Source organism: Rhizobium sp. BG4 (genome assembly GCF_016864575.1).
Classification (GTDB): Bacteria; Pseudomonadota; Alphaproteobacteria; order Rhizobiales; family Rhizobiaceae; genus Rhizobium.
The window spans coordinates 2166823-2179267 of sequence record NZ_CP044125.1 but is presented as its reverse complement, the minus strand read 5'-3'; the positions used below and the strand labels follow the sequence as shown (position 1 = coordinate 2179267).

15 protein-coding genes and 1 pseudogene are annotated in these 12445 nt (G+C 61.8%); 8 read left to right on the top strand and 8 right to left on the bottom strand.

Features of this window, described 5'->3' with window-relative positions; genetic code table 11:
• Positions 1-15 precede the first annotated feature (15 nt).
• Positions 16-465 (top strand): hypothetical protein, encoded by a 450-nt coding sequence (locus tag F2982_RS11105; RefSeq protein WP_112720268.1) that lies wholly within the window; start codon positions 16-18, stop codon positions 463-465.
• A gap of 12 nt (positions 466-477) precedes the next feature.
• Here F2982_RS11105 and F2982_RS11100 read toward each other — a convergent pair whose 3' ends face one another.
• The 3 genes and pseudogenes from F2982_RS11100 to F2982_RS11090 form a co-directional block, all read right to left on the bottom strand.
• Positions 478-837 (bottom strand): response regulator, encoded by a 360-nt coding sequence (locus F2982_RS11100; RefSeq protein ID WP_130284240.1) that lies wholly within the window; start codon positions 835-837, stop codon positions 478-480.
• A 120-nt stretch (positions 838-957) separates the two neighbouring features.
• On the bottom strand, positions 958-1500 hold the full coding sequence (gene hpt / locus F2982_RS11095) for a hypoxanthine phosphoribosyltransferase (protein WP_112720206.1): 543 nt from the start codon (positions 1498-1500) through the stop codon (positions 958-960).
• A gap of 61 nt (positions 1501-1561) precedes the next feature.
• Positions 1562-2223: pseudogene (locus F2982_RS11090) on the bottom strand (hypothetical protein).
• A 207-nt stretch (positions 2224-2430) separates the two neighbouring features.
• Between F2982_RS11090 and ftsE the strand changes: the two are divergent.
• From ftsE to F2982_RS11070, 4 genes are all read left to right on the top strand, one after another.
• Positions 2431-3090, top strand: coding sequence for a cell division ATP-binding protein FtsE (gene ftsE, locus F2982_RS11085; RefSeq protein WP_112720204.1), 660 nt, complete (start codon positions 2431-2433; stop codon positions 3088-3090).
• 58 nt (positions 3091-3148) lie between these two features.
• Positions 3149-4096 carry an ABC transporter permease gene (locus F2982_RS11080; RefSeq protein WP_246777552.1) on the top strand — a complete coding sequence of 316 codons (948 nt, stop codon included), beginning with the start codon at positions 3149-3151 and terminating at the stop codon, positions 4094-4096.
• A 67-nt stretch (positions 4097-4163) separates the two neighbouring features.
• On the top strand, positions 4164-4880 hold the full coding sequence (locus F2982_RS11075; protein WP_203427836.1) for a YdcF family protein: 717 nt from the start codon (positions 4164-4166) through the stop codon (positions 4878-4880).
• 86 nt (positions 4881-4966) lie between these two features.
• Positions 4967-5764 (top strand): 1-acyl-sn-glycerol-3-phosphate acyltransferase, encoded by a 798-nt coding sequence (locus F2982_RS11070; RefSeq protein WP_203427835.1) that lies wholly within the window; start codon positions 4967-4969, stop codon positions 5762-5764.
• Between the two features lies 1 nt (position 5765).
• Here F2982_RS11070 and F2982_RS11065 read toward each other — a convergent pair whose 3' ends face one another.
• Positions 5766-6296, bottom strand: coding sequence for a gamma-glutamylcyclotransferase (locus tag F2982_RS11065; protein WP_203427834.1), 531 nt, complete (start codon positions 6294-6296; stop codon positions 5766-5768).
• A 51-nt stretch (positions 6297-6347) separates the two neighbouring features.
• Between F2982_RS11065 and F2982_RS11060 the strand changes: the two genes are divergently transcribed.
• The gene (locus F2982_RS11060) at positions 6348-7349 is read left to right on the top strand and encodes a DUF2125 domain-containing protein (protein ID WP_203427833.1); all 1002 of its coding nucleotides are present in this window, start codon (positions 6348-6350) and stop codon (positions 7347-7349) included.
• Positions 7350-7374: 25 nt separating this feature from the next.
• Here F2982_RS11060 and F2982_RS11055 read toward each other — a convergent pair whose 3' ends face one another.
• The 3 genes from F2982_RS11055 to F2982_RS11045 form a co-directional block, all read right to left on the bottom strand.
• On the bottom strand, positions 7375-8307 hold the full coding sequence (locus tag F2982_RS11055; RefSeq protein ID WP_199627825.1) for a prephenate/arogenate dehydrogenase family protein: 933 nt from the start codon (positions 8305-8307) through the stop codon (positions 7375-7377).
• Positions 8304-9413: a histidinol-phosphate transaminase gene (hisC, locus tag F2982_RS11050; protein ID WP_203427832.1), complete on the bottom strand. Its 1110-nt coding sequence runs from the start codon at positions 9411-9413 to the stop codon at positions 8304-8306. Before hisC ends, F2982_RS11055 begins: the two co-directional genes overlap by 4 nt.
• 87 nt (positions 9414-9500) lie before the next feature.
• Positions 9501-10277 (bottom strand): class I SAM-dependent methyltransferase, encoded by a 777-nt coding sequence (locus tag F2982_RS11045; RefSeq protein ID WP_112720196.1) that lies wholly within the window; start codon positions 10275-10277, stop codon positions 9501-9503.
• 53 nt (positions 10278-10330) lie between these two features.
• Here F2982_RS11045 and gloB point away from each other — a divergent pair, with 53 nt between their 5' ends.
• Together gloB and F2982_RS11035 are read left to right on the top strand one after the other, a co-directional pair.
• Positions 10331-11101 (top strand): hydroxyacylglutathione hydrolase, encoded by a 771-nt coding sequence (gloB, locus tag F2982_RS11040; RefSeq protein ID WP_112720195.1) that lies wholly within the window; start codon positions 10331-10333, stop codon positions 11099-11101.
• On the top strand, positions 11101-11523 hold the full coding sequence (locus tag F2982_RS11035; protein WP_130284258.1) for a cupin domain-containing protein: 423 nt from the start codon (positions 11101-11103) through the stop codon (positions 11521-11523). Before gloB ends, F2982_RS11035 begins: the two co-directional genes overlap by 1 nt.
• Here F2982_RS11035 and F2982_RS11030 read toward each other — a convergent pair whose 3' ends face one another.
• Positions 11524-12417 carry an EamA family transporter gene (locus F2982_RS11030; RefSeq protein ID WP_203430052.1) on the bottom strand — a complete coding sequence of 298 codons (894 nt, stop codon included), beginning with the start codon at positions 12415-12417 and terminating at the stop codon, positions 11524-11526.
• Between the last annotated feature and the right edge of the window lie 28 nt (positions 12418-12445).

Sequence of the window (12445 nt, the reverse complement as noted above, 5' to 3'; positions counted from 1 at the left end):
AACGACAGCGATTCGATGGCAATTCTCTTCAAGACCGCAATCAGCGAAAACTCGGCATTCGAGATGATCGAACGGGCGCTATCCGGCGCCTACCAGTATGACGGCTATCTCAACGTCGTCAGCGATGCCGGCGAGACCGCCTTGTCCTGGGGCCCGGCGATGCATGCCGAAGAGTTCAAGGCCGAGGTCAGTGAGATCCTCAGGAAGACATGGGATGCGGCCCGCTTCTGGATCATCTACGAGCGCCGCGAAGACCGGCGGGATCCGGAGGCAACCGATATCCGCAATGCCGCCTTTCGCATCACCCGCGGCTATAGCGGCGTCATCGTCATCACGCTCAGCCTGCTCGGAAAGCGGGATAGCGACAATGACATCGAACTGGTGTTCGTCTGCTTCGAGCAGGATTTTCACAGGCGGAATTTCCGGGTGCGCTACGAAGGCAAGTTCGTCCCGGACGATAACTGAGGCTGCCCGAAATCAGGCAGCCAGAGCGCGGGCAACCGCCTTGCGGATATCGGGAAGCGCAAAGGGCTTCGAGACCACATCGACGATCTTTTCAGCGAGATCGTCAGCGCGCTCGCGCTGTTCGGCATAGCCGGTCATCAGCAGGATTTTCAGCGCCGGAAAGGCCGACTTTGCCTGGTGCGCCAATTCGATGCCGTCCATGACCGGCATGCGAATATCGGAGAGCAACAGATCGTAGACGCCGTCCTTCAGCTTCTCCAGTCCCTCGGCACCATCAGCCGCTTCTTCGGTCTCATGACCGTCGAGCCGCAGTGCCCGGGCGACGAAAGAACGGAGGGAGTCTTCGTCTTCCGTGATCAGAATTTTTGCCATGATGTGCATCGCTCCGTCTTCATGCCCCAAGACGGAGATCGCACGCCGCTCCTTTGCGATCGGTAAACAGCGGCGGGCGATGGACGGGATGGTTAACAACCCGTCTGCATCCAGGACGGCTCAGGCGTCGCCGGTGACGACGCCGACGAAGGGCAGTTCGCGGAAGGCATAGGCGACGTCCATGCCGTAGCCAACGACGAAATAGTCGGGGCATTCGAAGCCGACATAATCAGCCTCGAGCTTTTCCTTGCGCTTGACGCTCTTGTCGAGCAGCACGGCGATCGTCACGTTGCGGGCGCCGCGTTCGAACAGCAATTCCTTGGCAAACAGCAGCGTGCGGCCGGATTCGAGGATGTCGTCGATCAGGAGGACATCGCGGTCCTTCACGTCGCTGTCGATATCCTTGACGATGCGAACGCCCTGCGAAACCGTGCCCGTGCCGTAGCTCGACAGCGTGATGAACTCGACCTCGGGGGCGAGACCGTTGTTGTGAAGCGCCCGGATAAGGTCGGCGGCAAAAATGAACGACCCCTTCAGAACGGCAATGACCAGAAGGTCCTTTGTGGGGCCCTCGGCGATCTGCTTTGCCATCGCATCATTGCGCTCGGCAATCTGCTCGGCAGTGAAAAGAGGTTCGATATTTTTTCCGCGCACGACAGGCATACGGCTTGCTCCGTGAAAATGAAGGGTAAGCCGTTAGCACATTAGACGCGGAGAAACACCCTTAGGGCATGAATGACAGCCGGACTTCCGGCATTTTTCCACCAGAGTGCTGGACGCGCGCCGAAAATCCGCGGCTCTCGCCGCCATAGATGACGTCAGCGGGCGGGTTGATGACGATGCTTGCGGTCAGCCTGCCGTCGCTGACGAGATCGGCGCGGATCGGCCGCACTGTCTGCGTCGTGCCGCTCTCGTTTTCGAGAATGCCGTTGATCATCAGGATGCGCATGCCGTTGGCATCACGCGGCGTCAGTGTCACATGGGTGAAATGCAGCGGCGATCCCGCGGCCGCCTGGTCCTCTGCCTGCAGCCCGGAGAAACCGCCGGAGAGGCCGAAAACCAGCAGGAACAGCAGGAAAACCAGCGCCGTGAAGCTTTTGAACGACGCCTGCTGCAGATGCTCCTCGACACCGCGGGCAATGCCCGCTGCAGCCGAAAACGCCTTGGGGGCTCCGCCTTCCTGACGGCTGCGGCCTGTTGCTTGCGATTGTCGTTGAAGCTTTTGGCGTTGAACGCCTGCGACTGCCGGCCGCCGATGACGACGAATTCGGCATCCGAGATATCGGCAGGGCGAGCGCTCGCCCGCGGCTGGCGCGCCGCCCGGTCTGGCGGCAGGAAATCATAAGCGTGGCCGGGCGAACGGCGGCTGAACGAAGATGCTTCCATGATGACGGCCTTTCAGCTCTTCACATGGTTTCAGTGCATGGACGATCCCAGGCATTGAAACGAATCCCGCCCAGTCGTAAATTTTAATGGTTAATGCTTCGCTAAATCTGGCATCGGCCGGGCATCTTTCCGCCGAAATTTACCGGTTGTTAATCGAGTTGGTTAACAAGTCGATGGTGTGAAACCACGAACAATCTGAGTTGCCCGTTGATCCACTTCGAGAATGTCGGTTTGCGCTATGGTATGGGACCGGAGATCCTCCGGGACCTGACCTTTGACATTCCGAAAAAGTCCTTCCAGTTTCTGACGGGTCCCTCCGGCGCCGGCAAGACCACGCTGCTGCGCCTTCTGTTCATGTCGCTGCAGCCGACCCGCGGTCTGATCCGCATGTTCGGCCGCGATATCTCCGATATTCCGCGGCCCGAGCTGCCGCTGCTGCGCCGCCGTGTCGGCATCGTCTTCCAGGACTTCCGCCTTCTCGATCATCTGACAACCTATGAAAACGTCGCGCTTCCGCTGCGCGTGCGCGGCAAGGACGAGAGCACCTACAAGACCGATGTGCTGGAACTCCTGAAATGGGTCGGCCTCGGCGAGCGCATCAACGTGCTGCCGCCGGTGCTTTCGGGCGGCGAGAAACAGCGCGCCGCGATTGCCCGCGCGCTGATCGATCGCCCCGAAATCCTGCTGGCCGACGAGCCGACCGGCAACGTCGACCCGCCGATGGCGCGCCGCCTGCTCAATCTCTTCCTCGAGCTCAACCGGCTCGGCACCGCCGTCGTCATCGCCACCCACGATCTGGCCCTGATGGACCAGGTCGAGGCGCGCCGCATGATTCTTTCCGGGGGGCATCTCGACGTCTATGACTGAGCGATCCTCCAAGAAACCGGCGGCTGAACCCGCAGCGCAGCAGCAGAAGCGCCCGGAAATGCGCGTGCGCCCGACGGCCCCGATCCTGCCGCCCTCGAATATTCAGGGCAACGCGCTGATGGTGGTGATCGCCATCATGGCTTTCCTCGCCTGCCTGACGCTCGGCGGCGTCAGCATGGTGCGGTCGACGGCTGCCAGCTGGGAAAGCCAGATCTCCCGCGAGATCACCATCCAGATCAAGCCGGACGACGGCCTCGACATGGAAAAGGCGCTGAACCAGGCCCGTGATATCGCCATGACCTTCGTCGGCACCAAGAGCGGCCAGATCGTCGATGAGGCGGCAACGGCACGCCTGCTCGAGCCCTGGCTCGGCAGCGGGCTCGATCTCAAGGAACTCCCGGTTCCCAGGCTCGTTATCGTCACGATCGATGAAAACAATCCGCCGGATTTCGAGGCAATGCGCTCGCTGCTCAAGGACAGTATCCCGCAGGCGACGTTGGACGACCACAGAACCTGGGTCGACCGGCTGGTCTCGATGGCGCATACGACCGTGATGATCGGCACCGGCATTCTGCTCCTGGTTTTCACCGCCATGGTGCTGACTGTCGTCTTCGCGACGCGCGGCGCCCTGTCCGGCAACCGCCATATCGTCGAGGTGCTGCATTTCGTCGGCGCCGAAAGCTCCTTCGTCGCCACCGAATTTCAAAAGCACTTCCTGAAGATCAGCCTCAAGGGCTCGGCGATCGGTAGCGCGCTTGCCGCCCTCTTCTTCGCCAGCGCCGGCTTCCTGCAGAGCAAGACCATCGCCACACCGCAGACCGATCAGGCAACCGCGCTGTTCGGCACCTTCTCGGTCGGCGCGCTCGGCTATGCCGGCATCTTCGCCACGATGATCATCATCGCTCTCCTGACGACGCTGACGGCGCGCGTTACGGTCGTCCGCACGATATACGAGATCGATACACTCCGCTCCGATCCGACACGAACAGACGGGATAGCGAGCTGATGACAGCGATCACATTTACCGCCGCCTTTGCCTGTTCCCCGCCGCAATCTCGATATATGCACGACTCATGACCATGGGCTATACGCGACGCAATCCGATTCGGCCCGATCCGGCACTTGCAAGCTACCGGGTCGAGACGCCGCGCCGCGGCCCGCTGCGCCGGATGCTGCGCTGGAGCGGATTTGCCTGCATTCTCGCCGTCGCCCTGATCTTCGGCGGCTTCCTGCGTTTTGCCGATTCGATCACCACGATGAAGCCACCGGCAGACCCGAAGGCCGACGCGATCGTCGTCCTGACGGGCGGCTACCAGCGCATCGACCAGGCCGTCGAGCTTCTGCAGAAGGGCGCCGGCAAGCGCCTGCTGATCTCCGGCGTCCATCCCTCCACGACACCCGCACAGATCCGCAAGACGACAACGGGTTCCGCCGATCTCTTCGATTGCTGCGTCGATATCGGTTATGACGCGATCGACACGATCGGCAATGCCGAGGAAGCCTCGAACTGGATCCACGCGAAGGGCTATAAAAGCGTTCTCGTGGTCACCAATAATTACCACATGCCGCGGAGCCTCGCCGAACTTGCCTATGTCGACAGCGACACGCAGTTCATTCCCTACCCGGTCGTCAATTCCGACCTGAAGACCCGCGCCTGGTTCATGGATCCGAATGCGCTGCGCGTCATGCTGGCGGAATATGGCAAGGTGCTGCTCGCCGGCGCCCGCAATATCACCGGCTTCGGCCGCCATCCGGGCCTGCGCTCGGCGGAGATGGGCGGCGAAGGCTGAGCCAAACCGTCTTTTTATGGCAGCGATAATCGTGTAGGCAAATCGCAACCGCCCTGCCCGCGGATATAGGCTTTTCGGGAATCCTTATGCTCGCCCTGCGTTCCGTTCTCTTCAACACGATCTTCTACGCCAACCTGATCATCCGGATGATCGTGCTCTCGCCCTATTACTTCATCGTGTCGCGCGAGACCGCCTACCGCATCCCGAAGAACTGGGCGCTTTCCAATCACTGGCTGATGGAAAAAATCGTTGGCACCACCTTCGAGATCGAAGGCCTGGAGAACCTGCCCGATGGCAGCTATATCCTGGCGCCCAAGCATCAGTCCTTCTGGGACACCTACGCGATCCTGCCCTGGCTGAAGGATCCGGTCTATATTCTGAAGCGCGAACTGATGTGGATCCCGCTCTTCGGCTGGTATGCCAAGAAGCAGCGGATGATCCCGGTTGATCGCGGCGCACGCGGCAAGGTCATGGTCGAGGTGCTGAAGCGCACCAAGGAAGAGCTTTCGACCGGCCGCCAGCTGATCATCTATCCCGAGGGTACGCGCCGTCCTCCGGGCGCCGAGCCGGTCTACAAATACGGCATCGCCCGCATGTACCGCGATCTCAACATCCCCGTCGTTCCCATTGCCATGCATCCCGGCCTGTTCTGGCCGCGCCGCAGCACCATGCGCTATCCCGGCCATTTCAAGGTCCGCATCCTCGCCCCGATCCAGCCGGGCATGGATCCCGATGCCTTCTTTGCACATCTGATCGACGTGACGGAAAAGGCAAGCGACGAGCTGCTGCTCGATACCGTTGCCCGCAACCCGGACCTGCCGCTGCCGCAGACGGCGATCGATCGCCTGGCGGTCCTGCGCCAGGCACAGGCCGCATCAGCGTAATCTAGGCCGCGCGTAACCGCTCGACTTCGCCAACCACCTGTTCCAGCCAATGATCGCGAATGCCCATCTCCTTCAGATGGGCAAGCGTGTTGAAAACATAGGCGTCGTTCGGCCCCGACTGGCCCTCCGCCTGGTCGACCACGCGCGCCGCCTCGAGCGCGTCGAGCGCGCCGGCATACTGCCTGTGCGCGCGATCGACGACATAGGTCACCGCCTTCACGGCGCGTCCATCAGCCAGGAGAAGCGGCACCTTTCGCTCCAAATAGACATTGGTGACGAGTTCGCGTGCCCGAAGATACTCGATCACCTCTTCCCAATTCTCAGGCGCTACCGAAAACGCCATGCCGCGGCATGAACCGCCGCGATCGAGCCCGAGCACGAGCCCCGGATTCTGCTCGGTACCGCGATGAACCCAGGAGCGGACGCAGAGCGAACGCCTGTAGCCATAAATCAGAGCCTGCGACCGTTCGGCAAACTCAAAGCCCGGATTCCACATCAGGGATCCATAGCCAAACACCCAAAATTCGTCCATATCGCAAGCCAGACCGAGATTCCCATTCGCGATTCACCATTGGAGAACATCATGGCAGCGTCAAGCCAATCCGGTAGCAGCAGAAAATTCTGGTGGCTTGGATTGAGCATCGTTCTGGTTATCGCGATCTATACCGGCGGCTGGTTCTATGCCGCCTCGCAGCTCAAGGACACGGTGCTGAAGGCGATCGCGCCGCGCAATACCGCTGGCGTCAGCGGCGAGTGCACCGATATCGATTTCCGCGGCTATCCCTTCCGCATCGGCCTCTATTGCTCGAAAGTGGATGTCGACGACAACAAGAACGGCGTATCCGCAAGCTTCGGCGCCCTGCGCTCTGCCGCACAGGTCTATGCGCCCGGCCATATCGTCTGGGAACTGGATTCGCCTGCCGAAATCCGCACGGCGAACGGCCTGACGATCAACGCCCAGTGGGCGAACCTGCAATCGAGCCTGATCACCAAGCTGCGCGGCATCGACCGCACCTCGACCGTCATCGAGGGCCTTAAAGCAACCGCGATTTCCTCCTATGACGGGCAGACGATTAATGTCGATGCAGGCCGCACGGAAATCCATCTGCGTCAGAACGAGGGCGATCTCGACGGCGCGATTTCGCTGCAGGACGCCAATACCGTCATCAAGGATTGGCCGCAGGTCTTCCCGAAATTCTCAGCCAGCGCCGATGTCACGCTCGCAGGCAAGGCAGGCATGGTCGACGGCAGCGACAGGCAGGGCATTTACGGCGCAAACGGCGAGCTGCGAAAGGTCGTGGTTGATATCGGTGACGGCAAGGTAATGACGCTGACCGGCCCCTTCTCCTTCGACGAGCAGGGTTTCCTCTCGGGCAAGTTCAAGCTGGAGATCGAGCAGCTCGGCCCTTGGCGCGACAGCATCAAGCAGGCCTTCCCGCAGGTCGCTAAGACGGTCGATACCGCCGCCAAGCTCCTGAAGGCGCTGGCCGGTGGCGGCGAGCGCGCTTCGGTGGATCTGGTCGTCAATCGCGGCGAGGCGACCATCAGCGGCTTCATTCCGCTCGGCTCGATCCCGCCGATCTAAAGCGTTTCTTGAGAAACGCCCCGGATCAGCTCTTCTTCTGATCCTGCCCGTGCGGGCGGCCGAAATCCGGCGCATCGACGTCCTGGCCGGCCTGGATGATCGAGCGGCGAATGGTGCGGGTGCGGGTGAAGAGCTCGAACAGCTTGTCGCCCTCGCCCCAGCGGATCGCGCGCTGCAGATAGGCGAGATCTTCTGAGAAACGTGCCAGCATCTCAAGGATTGCATCCTTGTTATGCAGGCAGACGTCGCGCCACATCGTCGGGTCGGATGCCGCCAGACGCGTAAAGTCGCGGAAGCCGGATGCCGAATACTTGATGACTTCCGATTCCGTCACCGTCTCCAGATCATCGGCGGTGCCGACGATGTTGTAGGCGATGATGTGCGGCAGATGCGAGACGATCGCCAGCACCTTGTCGTGATGTTCCGGATCCATCTCGTCGACGCGGGCGCCGAGCGCTTCCCAGAATGCCCTGAGCTTGGCAATCGCAGCCGGGTCCGTGTCGGGAACCGGCGTAAAGATGCACCAGCGCTGCTCGAAGAGCCCTGGAAAACCGGCATCCGGACCGGACTTTTCGGTACCGGCGAGCGGGTGGCCCGGGATGAAATGGATGTTCTCCGGCATATGCGGCTGCATCTGCGCGATAACCGACGCCTTGGTGGAGCCGACATCGGTGACGATCGCGCCCGGCATCAGCGTGCCGGCAATTTCCTTCGCGACGCTTCCCGAGGCACCAACCGGCACCGATACGATCACCAGATCCGCACCCTTCACGGCTTCCGCCGCCGACGGCACGTAGCGATCGCCGAGCCCGAGCTCTTGCGCCCGCTTCAGCGTTTCGGCACTGCGGGTCGAGACCACCACTTCCTTGGCAATCCCGAGCCGCTTGACGTCATAGGCGATCGAGGAGCCGATGAGGCCGATACCGATAAGCGCGATGCGGTCGAATTGGATCGTCATACCTTACGCCCCATAAACTCGCCGAGCGACTCGATAACGCCGCGGTTTGCCTCTTCCGGACCGACGCTCATGCGCAGCGAGTTCGGGAAGCCGTAGCCCTTGACCGCACGCAGCACGTAGCCACGGCTGGTCAGGAACTCGTCGGCATCGGCAGCGCGCTTGCCCTCGATATCGGGGAAATGGATCAGAATGAAATTGGTCACCGACGGCGTAACCGTCAGGCCAATGGCCTCAAAGGCGCCCTTGAGCTTCTCGATCCACATCAGGTTGAAGGCGACGGCGTCCTGAACATGCGCCTGATCGCGAACAGCGGCAGCACCTGCAGAAATTGCAGGCGCATTCATGTTGAACGGGCCGCGGATGCGGTTGACGGCATCGATGATCTCGGCCGGCGCATACATCCATCCGACGCGGAGCGCCGCCAGACCATAGACCTTCGAGAACGTGCGGGTCATGACGACGTTTGCGTTGGACGAGACGATCTCGATACCGGATTCGTAATCGTTGCGACGGACATATTCGGCATAGGCCGCATCGAGCACCAGCACGACATCCTTCGGCAACGCGGCCTGCAGGCGGCGGATCTCGCTGACCGGCACATAGGTTCCGGTCGGATTGCCCGGATTGGCTATGAACACCATCTTGGTCTTCGGCGTCACGGCTGCGAGGATCGCGTCGACGTCGACCGCGTGATCCTTTTCCTTGACGGTCACGGGCGTCGCACCCGCGCCCATGATCTGGATCTTGTAGACGAGGAAGCCGTGCTCGGTGATGATCGCCTCGTCGCCGGCGCCGAGATAGACGTGGCAAAGCAGGCCGAGCAGCTCGTCCGAGCCGTTGCCGCACATGATGTTAGCCGGATTCAGACCATGAACCGCTGCGATCGCTTCGCGCAGCTCATGGGCCTGGCCATCGGGATAGCGCTCGAGATTGCCGGCAGCACTCTTGAATGCCTCGATCGCCTTCGGGCTGGCGCCGAGCGGCGTCTCGTTGGAGGAGAGCTTGTAGACGCGGGCGACGCCCGGCGCATGTTCCTTGCCCGGCACATAGGCTGCGATATCCAGGATACCGGGACGCGGAACGGGCTTGCTCTTCTCAACGCTCATAGCTTCGACCTTGGAAAAATGCCGGGAAATCCGGCTCAAAATTGCCATGTGGCAATAAAGGGGAAAGCGGCTTTTGTCGAGCAGGACTTAACGGTTGCGGGTCGTCGGGACGCCGTGCGGCGCCAGAACCGGCACAAAAACCCGCCGCGAGGCGCGGGCGGCCACCGGCAGGCCCTGATAGAGACGCTTCTGCGCCTCGACGATGATGACGCCGGAAAAGGCCGGCCAGAGCGTGCGCCCGATCCGCTCGAAGCCGCGCCGCAGGCTGAGCACCGTGCGCAGTTTGGACGGCGGGAAGAACAGCGCCTCGGCCGTGGCGCCCGGCGTAAAATTGGTCTCGCGCAGCAGATGGGTCAGCTGGCCACGCGAATAAGGCCGGCCGGAGCCGAAGGGCGTGTGCTCCATCCGCGCCCAGACGCCTCGGCGGTTCGGAACGACGATGACGAGCCGCCCGCCCGGCGCCAACACGCGCCAGAGCTCCTTCAGCGTCTCCCGCGGACTTTCGGCAAATTCCAGCGAATGCACCATCAGCACGCGGTCGATGGACGAGTCGGGCAGCGGCAGTTCTTCGTCGAAGATCAGGGCAGTCGACGACAGAGAGCCCATCGGCCAGTTCACCGCGCCCTGCCCTGCCGGCATGAAGGCGAAGGTGCGCTCGGTGTCGGCGCTGAAACGGTCGAGGAAAGGCACGGCATAGCCAAGGCCGATCAGTCGCTCCTGCGGCAACCGGACCCAGAGCGACGACAGCGCCATGGCAATCGACTGCTCCGCCAGGCGGCCAAGCTCGGAATGATAAAACTGGCGTAGATCGACAATATCCGCGTGCATTGCACTAAATGTTATCAGTGGGCGGTTGGACTTCAAGGCCGGAGCCTCTACATTCCGGACATGTCCGTGGGAAAGAGGCCGCTTAGACTATGAAACCTTTGGAATTAGAAGTTTTTCTCTGCCGATCCGATAATTTTGGCGTTCTCGTGCATGATCCGGAAACCGGCCTGACAGCGACGATCGACGCGCCGGATGCGGCTGCCGTCGAGGCGGCTGCCAAGCGCCGCGGCTGGCGCATCTCGCATATCTTCACCACCCATCACCATACCGACCATGTCGAAGGTAATCTGGCGCTGAAGGAACAGTTCGGCTGCGAGATCATCGGTCCGGTCAATGAAGCCGTTGCCATTCCCGGCCTCGACAAGACCATGGCCGATGGCGACAGCTTCACCTTCGGCGATCACACCGTCAACGTCATCGAGACGCCCGGCCATACCGCCGGTCACATCTGCTACCACTTCGTGGACGACAAGCTGCTCTTTGCCGCCGACACGCTCTTCGCCCTCGGCTGCGGCCGCTTGTTCGAGCGCCCCGCTGCCGACATGTGGCATTCGCTGCAGAAGCTTGCGGTGCTGCCGGATGAGACGGCAGTCTATTTCGGCCACGAATATACGCTGTCGAACGCCCGCTTCGCCCTGACGATCGACCCCGACAATGAGAGGCTGAAAACCCGCGCGGCCGAGATCGAGGCGCTGCGTGCCGAGGGACGCTTCACCATCCCGACGACGCTGGCGCTGGAAAAGGAAACCAACCCCTTCCTGCGCGCCGCCGATCCGGCGATCCGCCGCAACCTGCTGATGGAAACCAAGACGAACGAAGAGGTCTTTGCGGAAATCCGCAAACGCAAGGACAATTTCTGATGTCTCCAGACGAGATCATCGAGACGCTTTCGATGCAGCCGCACCCGGAAGGCGGCTGGTACGTCCAGACTTTCCGCGACACCAATGGCGGCGAGCGCGGCCATTCGACAGCGATCTATTATCTCCTGAAGGCCGGGCAGCGGTCGCATTGGCATCGCGTCCACGATGCCGCCGAGGTCTGGCACTACTATGCCGGAGCGCCGCTCGCCCTGCACCGCTCGGAAGATGGCAGCAGCAGCGAGACGCTGAAACTCGGCACCGATTTCGCCAAGGGTGAACGCCCGCAGGCGATCATCCCGGCGAACTGGTGGCAATCAGCCGAAACGCTCGGCGAATTCACGCTGGTCGGATGCACCGTCGCCCCCGGCTTCGAATTCTCGAAGTTCGAGATGGCGCCGCCGGACTGGAAGCCGGAAGCCTGATTACTCGGCTGCGGCAGCTTCTGCTGCGGCCGATTTCCGCCGTAACATTTCCTGAGCCGCCAGCACCGCACCACCGGTCACCAGCAGGCAGGCGAAGGCAATCCGCAGGCTCGGTTCGGCAAAGCCGAACAGCGTCAGGATCAGCGTCGAGAGCAGCGGCGCCGCATAGCTGGCGGCACCGAGGATCTGGATGTCGCCGTTCTTCACGCCGTAATCCCAGGCATAGAAGGCTGCTCCGACAGGGAAGAGCCCGAGGCCGACCACAGCCAGCCATTCAAAGGACGTTTCCGGCCAGACCGTCGTTTCCAGGCCGATATGGCAGATCAGAGAGAGGACGGAGGTCGCCAGGCAGAAGCCGGTCACCACATCCGTCGACACCGCATCGAAGCGGCGCGTCAGCAGCGAGTAACTCGACCAGGTGAAAGCGCAGAGGAAAGCCGCACCATACCCGACGGCATAGGCGCCGTCGAAATTGATGCCGTTGCGGCCGACGATTAGGAAAGTGCCGCAGAGACCGGCCAGCGCCCCAGCAAGGTGATACCAGCGCAACCTCTCGCCCGGCAGCAGCGCCGAGCCGACGACGATCAGCAGCGGCCAGAGATAGGCGATCAGCCCCGCCTCGACAGCCGGCGCATTCCTGAGGGCCGTGAAATAGAGAAAGTGGTAGCCGAAGAGACCGGCGATCCCGATGATCCACACCTTCGCCGGCTGCTTCAACAGGACCAGGCGCGAGGGATTGAGAACGAGCACGGCAATGCCGGGAATACTGCCGATGGCAAAGCAGATCGCCGAAAGCTGAAACGGCGGCATCTTGCCGGAGGCGGCAGTAAAGAGCGCCAGAAACGACCACATCAGAATGGCCGTGAACCCGATCAAAGTCGCCCGAAGCTTCATCATGTCCCCCGAAACCGGAGACAGGCTC

What these genes read in the sequence shown, in the direction of transcription:
- F2982_RS11105 (WP_112720268.1), top strand. Translation starts at nt 16, where the DNA reads ATGGCAATTCTCTTCAAGACCGCAATCAGCGAAAACTCGGCATTCGAG.
- F2982_RS11100 (WP_130284240.1), bottom strand. Translation starts at nt 837, where the DNA reads ATGGCAAAAATTCTGATCACGGAAGACGAAGACTCCCTCCGTTCTTTC.
- hpt (WP_112720206.1), bottom strand. Translation starts at nt 1,500, where the DNA reads ATGCCTGTCGTGCGCGGAAAAAATATCGAACCTCTTTTCACTGCCGAG.
- F2982_RS11080 (WP_246777552.1), top strand. Translation starts at nt 3,149, where the DNA reads ATGCGCGTGCGCCCGACGGCCCCGATCCTGCCGCCCTCGAATATTCAG.
- F2982_RS11075 (WP_203427836.1), top strand. Translation starts at nt 4,164, where the DNA reads ATGACCATGGGCTATACGCGACGCAATCCGATTCGGCCCGATCCGGCA.
- F2982_RS11070 (WP_203427835.1), top strand. Translation starts at nt 4,967, where the DNA reads ATGCTCGCCCTGCGTTCCGTTCTCTTCAACACGATCTTCTACGCCAAC.
- F2982_RS11065 (WP_203427834.1), bottom strand. Translation starts at nt 6,296, where the DNA reads ATGGACGAATTTTGGGTGTTTGGCTATGGATCCCTGATGTGGAATCCG.
- F2982_RS11060 (WP_203427833.1), top strand. Translation starts at nt 6,348, where the DNA reads ATGGCAGCGTCAAGCCAATCCGGTAGCAGCAGAAAATTCTGGTGGCTT.
- F2982_RS11055 (WP_199627825.1), bottom strand. Translation starts at nt 8,307, where the DNA reads ATGACGATCCAATTCGACCGCATCGCGCTTATCGGTATCGGCCTCATC.
- hisC (WP_203427832.1), bottom strand. Translation starts at nt 9,413, where the DNA reads ATGAGCGTTGAGAAGAGCAAGCCCGTTCCGCGTCCCGGTATCCTGGAT.
- gloB (WP_112720195.1), top strand. Translation starts at nt 10,331, where the DNA reads ATGAAACCTTTGGAATTAGAAGTTTTTCTCTGCCGATCCGATAATTTT.
- F2982_RS11035 (WP_130284258.1), top strand. Translation starts at nt 11,101, where the DNA reads ATGTCTCCAGACGAGATCATCGAGACGCTTTCGATGCAGCCGCACCCG.
- F2982_RS11030 (WP_203430052.1), bottom strand. Translation starts at nt 12,417, where the DNA reads ATGAAGCTTCGGGCGACTTTGATCGGGTTCACGGCCATTCTGATGTGG.